General features: G+C 63.1%; 16 protein-coding genes. 8 read left to right on the top strand and 8 right to left on the bottom strand.

The window, feature by feature from the left end; translation table 11 throughout:
• Positions 1-19: 19 nt before the first annotated feature.
• The 4 genes from pqqD to pqqA all read right to left on the bottom strand — a co-directional run bounded on the left by pqqD (position 20) and on the right by pqqA (position 2111).
• Entirely contained in the window at positions 20-322 is a 303-nt protein-coding gene (gene pqqD, locus A7A09_RS07625; RefSeq protein ID WP_106690844.1) for a pyrroloquinoline quinone biosynthesis peptide chaperone PqqD, read from the bottom strand.
• A complete protein-coding gene (pqqC, locus tag A7A09_RS07630) occupies positions 322-1071 on the bottom strand; it encodes a pyrroloquinoline-quinone synthase PqqC (RefSeq protein ID WP_245999214.1) in 750 nt (249 codons plus the stop codon). Before pqqC ends, pqqD begins: the two co-directional genes overlap by 1 nt.
• A complete protein-coding gene (pqqB, locus tag A7A09_RS07635; protein WP_106690846.1) occupies positions 1068-1949 on the bottom strand; it encodes a pyrroloquinoline quinone biosynthesis protein PqqB in 882 nt (293 codons plus the stop codon). Before pqqB ends, pqqC begins: the two co-directional genes overlap by 4 nt.
• 69 nt (positions 1950-2018) lie before the next feature.
• The gene (gene pqqA, locus A7A09_RS07640) at positions 2019-2111 is read right to left on the bottom strand and encodes a pyrroloquinoline quinone precursor peptide PqqA (protein ID WP_076522366.1); all 93 of its coding nucleotides are present in this window, start codon (positions 2109-2111) and stop codon (positions 2019-2021) included.
• A gap of 143 nt (positions 2112-2254) precedes the next feature.
• Here pqqA and A7A09_RS07645 point away from each other — a divergent pair, with 143 nt between their 5' ends.
• The 8 genes from A7A09_RS07645 (at position 2255) to adh (ending at position 12487) form a co-directional block, all read left to right on the top strand.
• Positions 2255-3313 (top strand): quinoprotein relay system zinc metallohydrolase 2, encoded by a 1059-nt coding sequence (locus A7A09_RS07645; RefSeq protein WP_106690847.1) that lies wholly within the window; start codon positions 2255-2257, stop codon positions 3311-3313.
• 90 nt (positions 3314-3403) lie between these two features.
• Positions 3404-4759 carry an ABC transporter substrate-binding protein gene (locus A7A09_RS07650; protein ID WP_106690848.1) on the top strand — a complete coding sequence of 452 codons (1356 nt, stop codon included), beginning with the start codon at positions 3404-3406 and terminating at the stop codon, positions 4757-4759.
• Positions 4760-4834: 75 nt separating this feature from the next.
• Entirely contained in the window at positions 4835-5830 is a 996-nt protein-coding gene (locus A7A09_RS07655) for a carbohydrate ABC transporter permease (protein WP_106690849.1), read from the top strand.
• Entirely contained in the window at positions 5830-6963 is a 1134-nt protein-coding gene (locus tag A7A09_RS07660; RefSeq protein ID WP_106690850.1) for a carbohydrate ABC transporter permease, read from the top strand. Before A7A09_RS07655 ends, A7A09_RS07660 begins: the two co-directional genes overlap by 1 nt.
• A 10-nt stretch (positions 6964-6973) precedes the next feature.
• Positions 6974-8500, top strand: coding sequence for an alpha-amylase family glycosyl hydrolase (locus A7A09_RS07665; RefSeq protein WP_106691051.1), 1527 nt, complete (start codon positions 6974-6976; stop codon positions 8498-8500).
• Positions 8501-8518: 18 nt separating this feature from the next.
• On the top strand, positions 8519-9652 hold the full coding sequence (locus A7A09_RS07670; protein WP_106690851.1) for an ABC transporter ATP-binding protein: 1134 nt from the start codon (positions 8519-8521) through the stop codon (positions 9650-9652).
• 226 nt (positions 9653-9878) lie between these two features.
• The gene (locus tag A7A09_RS07675) at positions 9879-10835 is read left to right on the top strand and encodes a GAF domain-containing protein (protein WP_245999215.1); all 957 of its coding nucleotides are present in this window, start codon (positions 9879-9881) and stop codon (positions 10833-10835) included.
• Between the two features lie 125 nt (positions 10836-10960).
• Positions 10961-12487, top strand: a complete 1527-nt coding sequence (gene adh, locus A7A09_RS07680; RefSeq protein WP_106690852.1) for an aldehyde dehydrogenase — start codon at positions 10961-10963, stop codon at positions 12485-12487.
• A gap of 99 nt (positions 12488-12586) precedes the next feature.
• On the opposite strand, the gene A7A09_RS07685 is transcribed toward adh, so the two are convergent.
• The 4 genes from A7A09_RS07685 to A7A09_RS07695 all read right to left on the bottom strand — a co-directional run bounded on the left by A7A09_RS07685 (position 12587) and on the right by A7A09_RS07695 (position 16838).
• Positions 12587-13741, bottom strand: a complete 1155-nt coding sequence (locus A7A09_RS07685) for a M20 aminoacylase family protein (RefSeq protein ID WP_106690853.1) — start codon at positions 13739-13741, stop codon at positions 12587-12589.
• 154 nt (positions 13742-13895) lie between these two features.
• Complete coding sequence (locus tag A7A09_RS20770; RefSeq protein WP_170167047.1) at positions 13896-14069, bottom strand: hypothetical protein; 174 nt, start codon at positions 14067-14069, stop codon at positions 13896-13898.
• Positions 14066-15430, bottom strand: coding sequence for an amidase (locus A7A09_RS07690; RefSeq protein WP_106690854.1), 1365 nt, complete (start codon positions 15428-15430; stop codon positions 14066-14068). Before A7A09_RS07690 ends, A7A09_RS20770 begins: the two co-directional genes overlap by 4 nt.
• Complete coding sequence (locus A7A09_RS07695) at positions 15420-16838, bottom strand: TRAP transporter large permease (RefSeq protein WP_106690855.1); 1419 nt, start codon at positions 16836-16838, stop codon at positions 15420-15422. The genes A7A09_RS07690 and A7A09_RS07695 overlap by 11 nt, the downstream gene beginning before the upstream one ends.
• Positions 16839-16850 lie beyond the last annotated feature (12 nt).

A 16850-nucleotide genomic window follows, 5' to 3' on the forward strand; every position in this document is an offset into this window, starting at 1 on the left:
CATGGAGTCCATTGATGACTTATGTTTCCTTGGGAGGCGATTTCACGAAAACCATCCGCCGCTCGATCAGGCCGGTCAGGAAATCGCGGATATCGCCGGTGATCTGATCCTCCGGGGCCTGGTATCGGGTGGCAAGATCGCTTGCGATGGCTGCCATGCTGCGCTCTCCGTCAAGTTCCGACAGGATCGCATCGCCGATGGCGTCAAGCTGCATGGCGCGTTCGGGAGCCTGCAATACGCGGATACCCCGCACCCGGTCATCCTCCAGCCGCACACCGCGGGGCAGATAGGGGATATCCTCGGGGGCGATCAGCGGGTCCATCACAGCATTCCTTCTCCGGGCCGCCATGCGCCGGGTGGGATATTGCCCTCGACATAGCCATGCCACAGCGCGTCAAGCTGAGCCCAGAGCACGTTGGTCTTGAAGATCAGCGCGGCTGCGGCGGCGTTCTGCTTTTCCAGCGTGTCGGCATGGGTCAGCACGTAATCGAGGCCGAAGGCCACATCCTCGGGCGCCTCGGTCAGGCGTTTCCTGAAATAGGCGAGGCTGGTGTCGTCGGCGAAGTCGTAATGGGCCAGCAGCCCCTCGATCCGTTGCGCATGGATTTGCGGGGCGAAAAGTTCGGTCAGGCTGGCGGCGACGGCGTCCAGCAGAGGCATGTCGCGGACGAAGCGGAGATATGCTTCCACCGCGAAACGGGTGGCGGGCATGATGCCCCGGCCAGAGGCGACGAAATCAGGATCCAGCCCCACGGCGCGGGCCAGCGCCAGCCAGCGGCGGATGCCGCCGCCCTCGTCCACGTTGCCATCGTGATCCTCGATCCGCTTGCGCCAGCGGCGGCGCAGGGCGGGATCTTCCACCCGCGACATGAAGGCGGCGTCCTTCATCGGGATGCGGGACTGGTACATCCAGCGATTGATGACCCATGCGCGGACCTCGTCCGGCGTGCAGTCGCCGCCATGCAGCCGGGCATGGAAGGGATGCCGGTCATGGTAGCGCTCGGCGCCGATGGCGCGCAGGCGGGCCTCGAAATCCTCGCGGGATTGGGGCTGGGCGGGGATGTCCTTCACAGCGTGATCTCCATGCCGTCGCGGCCGATCTGCCATCCCCGAGCCTCGGCCTGTGCCGTCTGCGGGCTTGAGGGATCGCTCAGCGGGTTGGAATTGTTCATATGCACGAAAATCCGGCGCGCGATGGGCGTGTCCGCCAGTCCGGTCATGGTTTCCGAAACCGGCATATGGCCCATGCGGCGGCCAGTCTTCTGGCCAAGTCCCATGCGGATCATCTCGTCATCCGCCCAAAGCGTGCCATCGAACATCAACAGGTCGGCGCCGCTGATACGGATTTTCAGCCATTCGGGGATAGTGGCGCATCCGGGGATATAGAGCGCCCGGCGGCCCCCGGCCTGCAATTCGACCCCGACCGTGGTTTCGCCGACCAGTCCGGTCTCGACCACCTCGCCCTCCTGGTAGAGCGGCACTTTGCCGGGAACGGCGAAAAGCGTCGCGGTCAGGCCGGGGGCAAGCTCGACCGTCTGACCCAGCGATACGGTCCGGCGTGGCACCAGGTCGGTGCGCAGGGCCGACAGCATCGGGTTGGCGGCAAGCGCCTCGTGGATTGCGGAGGTGGCGAACAGATCGAATGGCTGGCTTTCGCGCAAGGTCAACAGACCGGCCACGTGATCGATATCGCCATTCGTCACCAGCACCGAACGCAGCGGCATCCGGCGCGGTCCGGTCGGGTGAAGGGCAGGCGTGGCCGCCAGTTGCATGCGGATATCGGGCGATGCGTTCAGGATCGCCCAGTCCTGCCCATTCGCGCTGACCGCGACCGAGCTTTGCGTCAGGGCGGGGATTCGGCCCGCCCGCGCGGCATCGCAATTGTCGCAGCCGCAATTCCATTGCGGCAACCCGCCACCCGCCGCTGCGCCCAGAATGATGATCTTCATGAAGGTTTCAGACGAAGCGGCCCTGCCCGACAGATCGGACAGGGCCGTTTCCTGCCTGTTTCCAAGGGGTCAGAACAGGACGGGCTCATCCTCTGCCGGGGCATACATGTTGATTTCCATGCCGCAGGCGATTTCCTTCAGGGTGGGTTTGGTCCATGCCATGTTGCTTCTCTCCTCCAAAAGCCGGGGTCGCGGCATTCGCGACTGGACCTCATGGTAGATGAGAGGCAGCATGGGTCAACAAGACGAAGGTCTGATATTACTGGTTTCGGTTTCTTTTCGGCTCTGCGCGGGAATATTCGGCAATGTTTCATCTCATTTTGACTGCTTGCATTGCCGGATCGCCCGAAGATTGTGCGCCGATACTCCTGCCGGAAGCCGAGGCCGGCACGCGGGCGGAATGCGAGGCCCGGGCAGAGCGAATCATCGACCTCTGGTTAAAGGATCGTTCCGGGCTGACCGGAGCCGGGGCCGAATGCCGTTCGACCGAGGAATTGCCCGCGCTGCCTTTGCAACAGGTGGCACCCGGTATCCATGTCTATATCGGCGATCCCGTCCAGATGGAGGAATCAGCCGATGGCAGGATCGCCAATCTGGGCGTGGTGATTGGCGAGGCATCGGTTGCGGTGATCGATACCGGCGTGTCGCGTGCGCAGGGACAAGAGCTTCATGCGGCGATTCGGCGATTGACCGATCTGCCGGTCAGTCATGTCATCCTGACCCATATGCATCCCGACCATGTCCTGGGAAGCTCGGTCTTCAAGGAGGCAGGGGCGGAAATTCTGGGTCATGCCGCAATGCCCATGGCACTGGATGTCCGGGCGCAAGGCTATCTGGACAGCGTTGCCCGGCTCTACCCGCCCGAAGAGGTCATCGGCACCGGGATCACCTTGCCGGACCGGGTTGTCGAGGACCGTGACCGGATCGATCTTGGCGGACGCAGCCTTTCATTGCGGGCGGAGGGCACCGCCCATACCGACAATGACCTGACGGTTTTCGACCCGGAGACGGCGACCCTGTTCACGGGTGATCTGGTATTTCGGGAACTCGCCCCGGTGATCGACGGCTCGCTGATCGGCTGGCTGCAATGGCTTGAGGTCCCGCCCCGACCCGTGCCGCGCCTGATCGTTCCGGGGCATGGGCCAGTGACGGATTCATGGACCGAGGCGATAGGGCCGCAGGCCGAGTTCCTGACCGCGCTGAGAGATGCCACGCGGGATGCGATTGCGGCGGGGGTGCCAATGTCAGACGCGGTGCCGCGGATAACAAAAGCCTTGCAAGACAAGCAGGATGCGTGGAACTCTTTTCCCCAGACAGCAGCCCGCGACGCGACGGCTGCCTACAAGGAATTGGAGTGGGAGTGAGTTTTATTTGACAAAACCGCATGGTTTGGCAATTGCTAGCGTTAACATTTGGGCGAGAAACGATCCGAAGCGAATGCATGGGAGGAAAGAATGAGAACCGTTTTCTATCTGACAGTCGCGGCTGCGGCCCTGTCTGCCGGAATGGCGCCGGCCCAGATGGTCATCGAACCCGGCAGCGACGACCGTATCAACTGGCAGAGTCTCGAGGATTTCAAGGCATCCCATAGCGGGCTGGAAGGACAGGAGTTCAATATCCTCGGTCCCTGGCTTGGTGCCGACCAGGAACTGTTCACCTCGCTGCTGCCCTATTTCGAAGAGGCGACCGGGGCCAAGGCGAATTATTCCGGTTCCGACAGCTTCGAGCAGCAGATCGTGATCGACAGCGAAGCGGGATCGCCTCCTGATATCGCGGTATTGCCGCAACCGGGATTGGCCGCCGATCTGGCCAAGAAAGGGCATCTCAAGCCCTTGGGCGATGAAATGGCGCAATGGGTGCGCGATAATTACGCGGCGGGCGATAGCTGGGCTGACCTGGGAACCTATGCCGGCGCGGATGGCAGCGACGCGTTCTATGCATTCCCCTTCAAGGCCGATGTGAAATCGCTGGTCTGGTATGTGCCCGAGAATTTCGAGGATGCGGGCTACGAGGTGCCCGAAACCTACGAGGATCTCAAGGCGCTGACCGAGCAGATCGCCGAGGATGGCGAGACGCCATGGTGCATCGGGCTTGGTTCCGGCGGTGCAACGGGCTGGCCCGCGACGGACTGGGTCGAGGACCTGATGCTGCGCATCAACAGTCCCGAGGATTACGACGCCTGGACGACCAACGAGATGCCTTTCAACGATCCCAAGGTCATCGCGGCCATCGAGGATTTCGGCTGGTTCGCCAAGAACGACGATTTCGTTGCCGGTGGCGCGGGTTCTGTCGCATCGACCGATTTCCGGGATAGCCCCAAGGGTCTCTTTGAATCTCCGCCCGATTGCTACATGCATCGCCAGGCCAGCTTCATCCCCTCCTTCTTCCCGGAAGGGACCGAGATCGGACTGGATGCGGATTTCTTCTATTTCCCGGCACCTGCCGATGGCGGTCTCGGGCAGCCGGTGCTTGGCGGCGGCACGCTGTTCTCGGTCTTTTCCGACAATCAGGCGGCGATGGCCTTCATAGACTTCCTGCAGGTTCCCGCCGTGCATGAGATCTGGATGGCGCAGAAGGGATTCCTGACCCCGCATACCGGCGTCAACACGGATGCCTATGGCGACGAGACCCTGAAGAGGATGGGACAGATCCTGCTTGATGCGACGACCTTCCGCTTTGACGGATCCGACCTGATGCCCGGCTCGATCGGTGCCGGGGCGTTCTGGACCGGCATGGTCGATTTCGTCGGCGGCAAATCGGCGCAGGAAGTGGCTGATGCCATCCAGCAAAGCTGGACGACGGTCAAGTAAACTGCCGCAGGCAGGTATGACGATCCGGGATGGCGCCCGACGCGCCATCCCTACCGGAACCAGGGGAGGGTAAAGATGGAATTGTTCTGGCTTGCCATCAGCACGATCGCGATAGGCGTTTTCGGCTGCGTGGCCTGGTTCTGGGGGTCGAACATGATCCTCGACACGATCTACCCGCCGCGCGGAGAGAAGGCGGGCGACAATATCCGCAGGGCCAACCAGATCCGGCCCTGGCTGTTCCTGGGACCCGCGATCCTGTTCCTTGGACTGTACCTGGTCTATCCGGTGCTCGACAGCCTCTGGCGGTCGCTGCACAACGCCGATGGCAGCCGGTTCGTGGGTGTCGACAATTACACATGGGCCGTGGGCGATTCCAAATTCGGCGAATCGATGCGCAACAACATGCTGTGGCTGCTGGTCGTGCCGGCTCTGTCCACCCTGTTCGGGCTGATCGCGGCGCAACTGACCGACCGGATCAAATGGGGCAATATCGGCAAATCGCTGATCTTCATGCCGATGGCGATCAGCTTTGTCGGCGCGGGGGTGATCTGGAAATTCATCTATGAATACCGCGATGCCGACGAAACGCAGATCGGCCTGCTCAATTATCTCGTGACCAAGCTTGGGGGGGATTCGCAGCTCTGGCTGACACTGATCCCGTGGAACAACTTCTTCCTGATGATCGTGCTGGTCTGGATCCAGACCGGCTTTGCCATGGTGATCCTGTCGGCGGCCCTGCGCGGCATCCCCGAAGAGACCATCGAGGCCGCGATCCTCGACGGCGCCTCGCCCTTGCAGGTGTTCTTCAAGATCAAGGTGCCGCAGATCATGGGCACCATCGCGGTTGTCTGGACTACCATCACCATCGTCGTGCTCAAGGTCTTCGACATCGTCTTCGTGATGACCAATGGGCAATGGGGAACGCAGGTGCTGGCGAACCTGATGTATGACTGGATGTTCCGCGGCACGCCCGATTATGGCCGCGGCTCGGCCATCGCCATCGTCCTGATGCTTCTGGTGACGCCGATCATGGTCTGGAACATCCGCAATGTCCGCAAGGAGATCCGCTGATGGAAGGCATGGCCGGACAGAAATCATCGCTGACATGGGTGGTCAATATCTCCGCCTTCCTGCTGGTGCTGCTGTGGACGATCCCGACATTGGGGCTGTTCGTATCTTCCTTCCGCGACCGCGACCAGATCGCGAGCAGCGGCTGGTGGGCGTCCTTCTCGGCATCCGAGCAGACCGGCTTCGTCCGCACCGGAACCGATGACGATGCCACCCAGGTCGATGGCCTCTACGTGATCGAGGGCACGGTGCTGGAAGGGGATCAGGAACTGACCGCATGGGGCACCCGCTCGCGCGAGCCGGGGGCCTTCCAGCCCGGCGAGACAACCGAGATCGAGGATGGCTGGCAGCTTACCGTGAACGAGGATGGCAGCTATCGCCTGACCTCGGAGGCGCCCTTCGAGATGCGGCGGGGGGAGCGGATCTTCACCACGACCAAGGCGCCCGCGAACCTGACGACCGCGAATTATCAGCGGGTGCTGACCGCAGAGGGGCTGGGCCGCGCCTTCATGAATACGCTGACGGTGGCGATCCCGGCGACGGTGATCCCGATCCTGATCGCGGCTTTCGCGGCCTATGCATTGGCATGGATGCAGTTTCCGGGGCGGGCATTGCTGACCGCGGCCGTCGTCGGGCTGCTGGTCGTGCCCCTGCAGGTGTCGCTGATCCCGTTGTTGCAGATGCATAACAGCATCGGCATCGGCAAGGGATATCTGGGGATCTGGCTGGCGCATACCGGCTTTGGCCTGCCCCTGGCGGTGTATCTCTTGCGAAACTACATGGTCGGATTGCCACGCGAGGTGATCGAATCCGCCCGCGTGGACGGCGCGACCGATTTCCAGATCTTCCGCCGTATCGTCCTGCCCCTGTCCTTCCCGGCGCTGGCCAGTTTTGCGATCTTCCAGTTCCTCTGGGTCTGGAACGACCTGCTGGTGGCGACGGTGTTTCTTGGCAATACGCGGGAACAACTGGTCATGACCGGGGTGCTGCGCGAGCTCATGGGATCGAAAGGCGGCGAATGGGAGATCCTGGCGACCTCGGCCTTCATCTCGATCGCGGTGCCGCTGATCGTCTTCTTCTCGATGCAAAGATACCTGGTCCGCGGCCTGCTGGCGGGATCGGTCAAGGGTGGTTGATTTGAACGAAATGACGAATGACTGGTGGAAGGGCGGGATCATCTATCAGATCTACCCACGCAGTTTCCAGGACACGACCGGCGACGGCATCGGCGATCTGGCCGGGATCGCGCAGCGCCTGCCCTATGTGGCCTCGCTCGGGGTGGATGCCGTCTGGATCTCGCCTTTCTTTACCTCTCCGATGAAGGATTTCGGCTATGATGTCAGCGATTATCGCGGCATCGACCCGATGTTCGGCACCATGGAGGATTTCGACTGGCTGATCGAACGCGCGCATGAGCTGGGCCTCAAGGTGATGATCGACCTGGTGATGTCACACAGCTCGGACCAGCATCCCTGGTTCACGGAAAGCCGCTCCAGCCGCGATAATGACAAGGCGGCCTGGTATGTCTGGGCCGATCCCAAGCCTGACGGAACACCGCCCACCAACTGGCTGTCGATCTTCGGCGGCAGCGCATGGCAATGGGATGCGCGGCGCGAACAGTATTACCTGCACAACTTCCTGGCCTCGCAGCCGGATCTGAATTTCCATAACCACGAGGTTCAGGACGCGCTGCTCGAGATGGTGCGGTTCTGGCTGGACAAGGGCGTGGATGGGTTCCGCCTGGACACGATCAATTTCTATTTCCACGACGCCCAGTTGCGGGACAACCCGCCGCTTGCGCCGGAATTGCGCAAATCCGACACCGCGCCGGCGGTCAATCCCTACAACCATCAAAGCCACAGATACGACAAGTCGCAGCCCGAGAACCTGGCCTTCCTTGAACGCCTGAACCAGATGCTGAGGGAAAGCGGCGCGGTCGTGGTCGGCGAGATCGGCGATAGCGAGCGCGGGCTGGAACTGCTCGAGGAATATACCGGCGTGCCGGGCCGGATCGAGATGTCCTATGTCTTCGATTTCCTGTCGGGCGAGGATCTCCTGGCCAGCCGTATCGTCGAGGTGTTCGAGCAATTGCAGGAAATCGCTCCGAATGCCTGGCCCTGCTGGGCCATGTCCAACCATGACGTCATGCGCCATATCAGCCGCTGGAACCTCTCGGACCAGGCTGCCAAGGCTTATTGCACGGTGTTGATGTGCTTGCGCGGCTCGGTCTGCCTCTACCAGGGCGAGGAATTGGGCCTGCCCGAGGCCGAGCTGCAATTCGAGGAGCTGCGCGATCCCTATGGCATCGAATTCTGGCCCGAGTTCAAGGGCCGCGACGGTTGCCGGACCCCGATGGTCTGGGACATGGGGGTGAATGGCGGCTTCTCGACCAGCCAGCCGTGGCTGCCGGTGCCGCATGCGCATCTGCAGCGCACCGTGGTCGGGCAGGAAGCCGACGCGCAATCCGTGTTGCACCATTACCGTTGGGCGATCGGCCTGCGCCGGAAACACAGCGCGCTGAGGGGCGGAAGCATGACCGATATCAGGGCCGAAGGACCGATCCTGTCGTTCCGCCGCTCCGACGATGCGCAGACTTTGCAGATCCGGGCCAATCTGTCCGATGAACCGGTCGGCGGGATGGCGCCCTGGCAGGTTCAGATTATCGAAGGTTGATGAGGGGGGAGGCTCGCCGTGGCCGATTTGAAACTCGCAGATATCGCCAAATCCTATGGTGATGTGAATGTATTGAAGAATATCGACCTGGATATCAGTTCCGGGGAATTCATCGTGTTCGTGGGCCCGTCCGGTTGCGGGAAATCCACGCTCTTGCGGATGATTGCCGGGCTCGAACAGATTTCCGGCGGGACGCTGGATATCGATGGGCAGCGGATGAACGACATTCCGCCCAGCCAGCGCGGCATTGCGATGGTGTTCCAGTCCTATGCGCTCTATCCGCATATGACGGTGCGCGACAACATGGCCTTCGCGCTCAAGATCGCCGGCAAGTCCAGGGACGAGATCAGGGACGCGACCGACCGCGCCGGCAAGATGCTGCAACTGACCCCCTATCTGGACCGCCTGCCCAAGGCGCTTTCGGGTGGTCAGCGTCAGCGCGTGGCCATCGGCAGGGCGCTGGTGCGCGATCCCAAGGTCTACCTGTTCGACGAGCCGCTCTCTAACCTAGATGCCGCCTTGCGGGTGGCCACCCGGATCGAGATCGCGCAACTCAAGGAATCCATGCCCGACCGCACGATGGTCTATGTCACCCATGACCAGACCGAGGCGATGACACTGGCCGACCGCATCGTCGTACTGGCCGGTGGCGGCATCGCGCAGGTCGGCGCGCCGCTGGAACTTTACGAGCGCCCGATCAACGAATTCGTCGCCGGCTTCATCGGCTCGCCCGCGATGAATCTCTTGCCCGGCAAGGTGACGGCGGTGGGGGAGGAGACCACCGTCGCGCTGGCTGGCGGCGGAGAGGCCCGCGTCGCCATCCCGACCCGTGCCGGGGACGAGGGGATGCCCGTAAATCTCGGCGTCCGCCCCGAGGACATGTTCGAGACCGACGGCCCGGCGCTGTTCGAGGGCAAGGTCGATCTGACCGAGGCCCTGGGCGAGGTGACGCTGCTCTATTTCGGTACCAACGCTGAAACGGTGCCGGTCATCGCCAAGCTGCCCGGCATTCATGCCGGTTATGGCGGCAGGACCGTGCGCCTGGCCGCGAAGCCCGAGGCAATGCACCTGTTCCATGACGGGGAATCGCTGCTCTATCGCGACGGGGTCGAATTGCCGCCCTATCAGCCCCGGGTGGCGAGCGCGGGGTAGGGCACGAAATTCGGGGATGGGTATTGCGTCCCGCGATGGCCGGGGGCTTCGCGCCCCCGTCGCCGGGTGGTTCTCGAACCAATGGCGCACCACCCGACAACCCCCCGCGGGATATTTGCATGAAGAAGAAGGGGCGAGGTTGGACCTGGGGGCCAAGCCATGGGACCAAAGTCGCAACACGCATTAGCGTAACTCTGCTATAGTCTCCACCACGAGGAGGAGAATCATGGCGTATCGCAGCCACGCCGATCTGGTGGCCGAGCAATCGCAATCCAATTCCGCGACATCGGCGCTGGCGGCGTCATGGCGGCGCTCGATGATGAAACACGGGCTTGATCCCGGCGACCGGCGCCGCCCGGAAAGGCTGACCCGGCCCGAGTTGACCGCGCGCCGCGAGGCGATGGAACGTTTCCTGCATGTCGCCACGCCGCAGCTCGATCAGCTTTACAACCTTGTCTGCCTGTCGGGCTGCAACGTGCTTCTGACCGATGCCGAGGGCGTGGTGTTGGATCAGCGCATGAGCGAGGCCGATGCCGCGCAGTTCCGCGATTGGGGGCTGTGGCAAGGCGCCGACTGGTCCGAGGCGGTGCAGGGGACCAACGGTATCGGCACCTGCCTGGTCGAGGGGCGGCAGGTCACCATCCATCGCGACGAGCATTTCCACACCCGCAATATCGGCATGTCCTGCATGGATGCGCCGATCTGGGGGCCGGATGGCAAGCTGCTGGCCGCGCTGGATGTCAGTTCTGCCCGCGCCGACCAGACCGAGCGCTACAACCGGCTGATCTCGGCGCAGGTCGCGCAGACCGCCAGGGCGATCGAGGCGGTGTTCTTCCGGGCCAGCTTTCCCGAGGCACGGATTGTCGTCGCTTCGGACGAGGGCGGCGATGCGGCGATGCTGCTGGCGGTGGACAAGGACGATCTGGCCATCGGCGCAACCCGCGCCGCCCGCCGCGCTCTGGGGCTGGAGCGCGAGGGGGCGATCCGTCCGCGTCCCGCCGCCGATCTGCTGGGCCGCGACGACGATATGTCGGGCTTCGACAAGGCTGAACGCGCCGCCGTCACCCGCGCCCTCGCGCGCGCAGGCGGCAATGTCTCGGCCGCGGCACGGGCGCTCGGCATCGGCCGGGCGACCATGTATCGGCGCATGGCGAGGCTGGGCCTGGGTGAAAAACAACCCTGACTGTCTCACCCGTGAGACAGCTTTCGCCGCGGACCCGCATAGGGTGATTGCCTGGCGGACCACTTGCGTCAATCTCTTCCCCAGACCCGGATGGGGAGTCCGGGATGACCCAGAGGAGGAATGAAATGCCGAACGATCAGACGCATGAATTCAAGGGCGTGGGCGTGATGCCGTTCGCCGGACGCTATGACAACTTCATCGGCGGTAAATGGGCCGCCCCGAAATCGGGAAAATACTTCGTCAATACCACCCCGATCACCGGCGGCGAGATCGGCGAGATCGCCCGCTCGAACGCCGATGACATCGAGGCCGCACTGGATGCCGCCCACGCGGCCAAGGACAGATGGGGCCAGACCTCGCCCGCCGAACGCTCGGGCGTGCTGCTGAAGATTGCCGACCGGATGGAGCAGAACCTGGAACTGCTCGCCGCTGCCGAAACATGGGACAATGGCAAGCCGATCCGAGAGACCATGGCCGCCGACCTGCCGCTGGCCATCGATCACTTCCGCTATTTCGCGGGCGTGCTGCGTGGGCAGGAAGGTTCCCTGTCCGAGATCGACCACGATACCGTCGCCTACCATTTCCACGAGCCGCTTGGTGTCGTCGGCCAGATCATCCCGTGGAACTTCCCGCTGCTGATGGCCTGCTGGAAACTGGCCCCGGCGCTCGCCGCTGGAAACTGCGTGGTGCTGAAACCGGCCGAGCAAACCCCGGCGGGCATCATGGTCTGGGCCGATCTGGTCGGCGACCTGCTGCCGCCGGGCGTGCTTAACATCGTCAACGGTTTCGGATTGGAAGCGGGCAAGCCGCTGGCCTCGAATCCGCGCATCGCCAAGATCGCCTTTACCGGCGAGACGACGACGGGCCGGCTGATCATGCAATACGCATCGGAAAACCTGATCCCGGTGACGCTGGAGCTTGGCGGCAAGTCCCCCAATATCTTCTTTGACGACGTGGCCCGCGAGGATGACGATTTCTTCGACAAGGCGATCGAGGGTTTCGTGATGTTCGCGCTGAACCAGGGCGAGGTCTGCACCTGCCCGTCGCGCGCCCTTATCCATGAATCGATCTATGACCGCTTCATGGACCGCGCCCTCGCCCGCGTGAAGGCGATCAAGCAGGGTGATCCGCGTGAAGCGGACACGATGATCGGCGCCCAGGCCAGTTCCGAGCAGAAGGAGAAGATCCTCAGCTATTTCGATATCGGCCGCCAGGAAGGTGCCGAGGTGTTGACCGGCGGCAAGGCCGCGGAACTGGGCGGCGATCTGAGCTCGGGTTATTATATCGAGCCGACGATCCTGAAGGGCCACAACAAGATGCGGGTCTTCCAGGAGGAAATCTTCGGCCCGGTCGTGTCGGTGACCACCTTCAAGGACCATGACGAGGCCCTGTCGATCGCCAATGACACGCTTTACGGCCTTGGCGCCGGTGTCTGGAGCCGCGAGGCCAATACCTGCTATCGCTTTGGCCGCGCGATCAAGGCGGGCCGGGTCTGGACGAACTGCTATCACGCCTATCCGGCCCATGCGGCCTTCGGTGGCTACAAGCAGTCGGGGATCGGACGCGAGACTCACAAGATGATGCTGGATCATTATCAGCAGACCAAGAACATGCTGGTCAGCTACAGCCCAAAGAAACTGGGCTTCTTCTGATCCCGGCAGCGGGGGCAAACGCTGCCCCCGCACCCCCTGCGAGGTATTTGTCCAAAGAAGAAGGGGCGTAGTTTCACGCAGCCCCGAAGCGCGGCGGGTTCAGGCCACGCCGCGCTTTTCCACCAATCGCGCCAGCAGGCTTGCGCCGACCGGCAGGATGCTGTCGTCAAAGACGAAGCCCGGGTTATGCAGCGGCACAGTCCCGCCATGGCCGAGGTTGAAGAACGCACCCGGAACTACGCGCAGCAGATCGGCCATGTCCTCGGAACCCATGGTCAGTTCGGCATTCGCCTGCGCCTTGTCGCCAAGCAATTCGCGCGCCACTTCGATCAGGTTCTCGACGCGCTCGGGATCGTTCGACAAGACATCGAACACATTGCGAATATCGGCCGTGATTTCAATCTCATGCGCCAATGCGAGACCCGCGCAGAGCTGGCGGATGCGGGCCTCGATCATGCTGCCGTCGGCCTCGTCGAAATAGCGGAAGGTGCCGCGCAGGACGGCGGATTCGGGGATCACGTTATAGGCGCTTCCGGCGTGGAATTCTGTCACCGAAACCACCGCCGCATGGGTCGGATCGGTATTGCGTGAGACGATCTCCTGCATGTCCTTCACCAGCCCGCTGCCGATCACGATAGGATCGCGGCTGACCTGCGGCATCGCGCCGTGACTGCCTCGGCCCTTGATTTCTATATCGAAAAATCCGGCGCCCGCCTGTGCCTTGCCGGGCCGGATCCGCAGCTGAGCATGCTCGTTATAGGGCGAGTTATGCATTCCATACAGCTCGTCGCAGGGAAACCGTTCGAACAGCCCATCGCGCAGCATGGCCCGGGCTCCTCCCAGACCTTCCTCCGCCGGTTGAAAGATGAACACGGCACGCCCCGCGAAATCGCGCGTTTCGGCCAGGTAGCGCGCTGCGCCAAGCAGCATGGTCGTATGGCCGTCATGGCCGCAGCCGTGGAACACGCCGGGATTGCGTGAGGCATAGGGCAGGTTGGTCTGCTCATCCATCGGCAGCGCGTCCATATCGGCGCGGAGACCGATGGTCCGGCCGGGTTGCTTTCCATCCAGCACGCCGACCACGCCCGTGCCGCCGATGCCGCGCGTGACCTCGATCCCCCATTCATCCAGCAATTCCGCCACCCGGGCCGAGGTGCGATGCTCTTCGAAGCCCAGTTCGGGATGGCGATGAAAATCCTGGCGGAGCGCTGTCAGGTCATCGGCGAATTCAGCAATACGGTCGATGCTATGCATGGGGTCCTTCCGTTCGGTTTGCCCGGGTGATGTTGCATATCCGGTCCGGGCGTCATCTGAACAGCAGTGCTGCCGGCGTGCAACCGCGGTTCGACGGGATTGATGGAAATCACGAGGACATTATGGGCTATCGGGCAAGCGGCCGCAGGACCGGCTACTTGTCCGAGCCGCCATGCCTGCGCAGGATCTGCACCGTATCGATCACTGCCAGAACCAGGGTCGCGGCAACCACGCCACCCAGATCCCATCGCGGAACATACCAGACCAGTATCACCAGAAACCCGATCAGGAGCCCAAGAGCCAGAATTGCCATCAGCTTTTCGCTCATGCTGTTTCTCCAATTTGTTCCGGCTCTTGCTGAGCCTCCAGGAGCCGTGCCAGCCAGGCCGCCGTCCGCAACAGCCGCGCATCGTCTCCGAGCCGCCCGACAAGCTGCAGGCCCATGGGCAGCCCCTCTTCGGTGGTAAACAGGGGCAGGGTCACGGCGGGTGTTCCGCAAAGCGTCCAGATGCCGTTGAAGGCGGAATCGCCTGTGCTGCCCAGCCCGTCGGGGGCCGGGCCGGGGCTGGCCGCGCAGATGATCGCGTCGCAGCGGTCGAAGACCCGTTCCAGCCCGGCGTTCAACACGTCGCGCCAGTCGAGCGCGGCCAGGTAATCGCGTGCCAGAACTGCCTTTCCCGCGTCGATGGCTTCGGTCAACTGCGGCGACATCAGGTCGCGGCCCCGGCGCTCGTGATTGTAATAGCATTTCGCCATCTCGGCCTGGTTGATCCGCGTGCGGGTCTGCTGTGCCTCGGCGAAGATCGGTGGCAGTTCCACCCGCTCGACCTGATCGCCCAGCATCCCGGCAAGCTCATCCAGCGCGGCGCGCATGCGGGGATCGGTTTCCGGCGGGGCGGGAAGATCGACCAGTGCGAAATGCGGGCGCACGGGCGGCTCTGCGATTGCTGTCTGGTGCAGCCGGGGCGCGGGCATGGGGACGGTTGCCCGGTCGGCGGGATCGTGGCCCGCCATCACCTCGGCCAGCAGGGCGGCATCGGGGACCGAGCGGGCAAAGGCCCCGACCGTGTCGAGAAAGGGCGATTGCGGCAGGATGCCGGATCGGCCAATCATTCCGAAACTGGGCTTGAAGCCGACCACGCCGCAGAACGAGGCGGGCCGGATGACCGAGCCGCCGGTCTGCGTGCCCACCGCAAGCGGCACCATTCCTGCCGCCACCGCCACCGCGGATCCGGACGAAGACCCCCCGGGGGTGCGCGAGGGATCATGCGGATTGCGCGATTTCGACGGCTGCATGAAGGCCATCTCGGTCGTGACGGTCTTGCCCATGATGATGGCACCGGCAGCGCGCAGCCTTGCCACCAAGCCCGCATCCTCGCGGGGGACGCGGCCCTTGTCGATCCCGGTCCCGTTCTCGGTCGGCACGCGTGCCGTGTCGATGACGTCCTTGATCCCCACCGGCAGCCCGTGCAGCGCACCGATGGGCGCGCCGGATTTGCGGCGCGCATCGAGCGCCCGCGCCTGTTCCAACGCATATTCGCCGTCCAGCCACGCCCATGCCTGCAATTGCGGCTCGGTCTCATGGATGCGTTTCAGGCAGGCGGTAACCAGCTCGACCGCCGAGATCTGCCCCTGGGCGATACGATCACGCAGATCGGTAGCGTAAAGCCGTGTCAGGTCAACCGCCATAGAACAGCTCCGGCAGGTAGAAGACGATATCGGGGAAGATATACATCAGCGCCATGGCCATGAAGACCATGAACAGGAAGGGCAGCACTCCGGCGAATATCTGGGTCAGCTTGACGCTTGGTGGCGCGATGCCCTTGAGATAATAGGCCGACATGGCCATGGGTGGCGTCAGGAACGAGGTTTGCAGGTTCAGTGCCACGAGGATGCCGAAGAACAGCGGATCGATCCCGAACATCGGCAGCAGCGGCAGGAAGATCGGCACGAAGATGATGATGATCTCGGACCATTCCAGCGGCCAGCCCAGCAGGAAGATGATCAACTGCGCCAGTAGCAGGAATTGCAGCGGCGTCAGGTCCAACCCGCCCACGAATTCCGAGATAAGCTGTTCGCCTCCCAGGTAGGAGAACACCGATGAGAAGGTATAGGAGCCGACGAAGAGCCAGCAGACCATCGCCGTGGTGCGCACCGTCAGATAGACCGACTCGCGCAGTCGCTGAAAACTGAGCGCGCGATACGCCGCCGCCAGCACCAAACCGCCCAATGCACCGATTGCTGCCGCCTCTGTCGGGGTGGCAAGCCCGAAGAGGATCGAGCCCAGCACCGCGACGATCAGGATCGCCAGCGGAAAGAACGAGGTCGCCAGCATCAGCAGCAGGCGCGGCAGGGGCACCGAGGGGACCTCTTCTTCGGAGGGGCGCGGCGCGACGGAAGGCTGCAAGATGGATCTGCCGATCACATAGATCAGATACAGGCCCACCAGCACCAGCCCCGGCAGCATCGCCCCGGCATAGAGGCGCACGATCGAAACGCCCGAGGCGGCGGCATAGACGATCAGCATGATCGATGGCGGGATCAGGATGCCGAGCGTGCCGCCCGCGCAGATGATACCGCTGGCAAAGCTGGGATTGTAACGCGCCTTCAGCATGGCCGGCAGCGCCAGCAGCCCCATCAGCGTGACCACCGCCCCGACGATCCCGGTCGCCGTGGCGAACAGCGCGCATGTGATCAGCGCCGCCACCCCCATCGAGCCGGGCATGTTGCGCGACGCGACCGCCAGGGTCGAGAACAGCCGGTCGACGATATTTGCGCGTTCGACGATATAGCCCATGAACAGGAACAGCGGCACGGCCGTCAGCACCTCGTTCGACATGACGGTATAGGTCTGGTTGATGAACAGGTCGAAGATGCGGTTGTTGAAGAACCCCTCGATCCATGTCGTGACCGAGGTCAGCCAGTCGGCATCCTCGCCCAACCGTTCGAAGCTGCGCCACATCCGGCCCGCGTCGAAATAGGCATAATAGCCGAACATGATCCCAAGGGCCATCAGCGTGAAGGCGATGGGAAAGCCCAGGAAGACAAGGATGATGAACACGCCCAGCATCGACAGGGCGACTTGTGGGTCGGTCACTTTTCGTTCTCC

This window comes from Paracoccus methylarcula (assembly GCF_003007735.2).
GTDB classification, from domain to species: Bacteria; Pseudomonadota; Alphaproteobacteria; order Rhodobacterales; family Rhodobacteraceae; genus Paracoccus; species Paracoccus methylarcula.

Coding starts and splice junctions, on each gene's coding strand:
- pqqA (WP_076522366.1), bottom strand. CDS start 2,111: ATGGCATGGACCAAACCCACCCTGAAGGAAATCGCCTGCGGCATGGAA.
- A7A09_RS07660 (WP_106690850.1), top strand. CDS start 5,830: ATGGAAGGCATGGCCGGACAGAAATCATCGCTGACATGGGTGGTCAAT.
- A7A09_RS07645 (WP_106690847.1), top strand. CDS start 2,255: ATGTTTCATCTCATTTTGACTGCTTGCATTGCCGGATCGCCCGAAGAT.
- A7A09_RS07685 (WP_106690853.1), bottom strand. CDS start 13,741: ATGCATAGCATCGACCGTATTGCTGAATTCGCCGATGACCTGACAGCG.
- A7A09_RS07675 (WP_245999215.1), top strand. CDS start 9,879: ATGGCGTATCGCAGCCACGCCGATCTGGTGGCCGAGCAATCGCAATCC.
- A7A09_RS07665 (WP_106691051.1), top strand. CDS start 6,974: ATGACGAATGACTGGTGGAAGGGCGGGATCATCTATCAGATCTACCCA.
- pqqD (WP_106690844.1), bottom strand. CDS start 322: ATGGACCCGCTGATCGCCCCCGAGGATATCCCCTATCTGCCCCGCGGT.
- pqqB (WP_106690846.1), bottom strand. CDS start 1,949: ATGAAGATCATCATTCTGGGCGCAGCGGCGGGTGGCGGGTTGCCGCAA.
- A7A09_RS07690 (WP_106690854.1), bottom strand. CDS start 15,430: ATGGCGGTTGACCTGACACGGCTTTACGCTACCGATCTGCGTGATCGT.
- A7A09_RS07650 (WP_106690848.1), top strand. CDS start 3,404: ATGAGAACCGTTTTCTATCTGACAGTCGCGGCTGCGGCCCTGTCTGCC.
- adh (WP_106690852.1), top strand. CDS start 10,961: ATGCCGAACGATCAGACGCATGAATTCAAGGGCGTGGGCGTGATGCCG.
- A7A09_RS20770 (WP_170167047.1), bottom strand. CDS start 14,069: ATGAGCGAAAAGCTGATGGCAATTCTGGCTCTTGGGCTCCTGATCGGG.
- A7A09_RS07655 (WP_106690849.1), top strand. CDS start 4,835: ATGGAATTGTTCTGGCTTGCCATCAGCACGATCGCGATAGGCGTTTTC.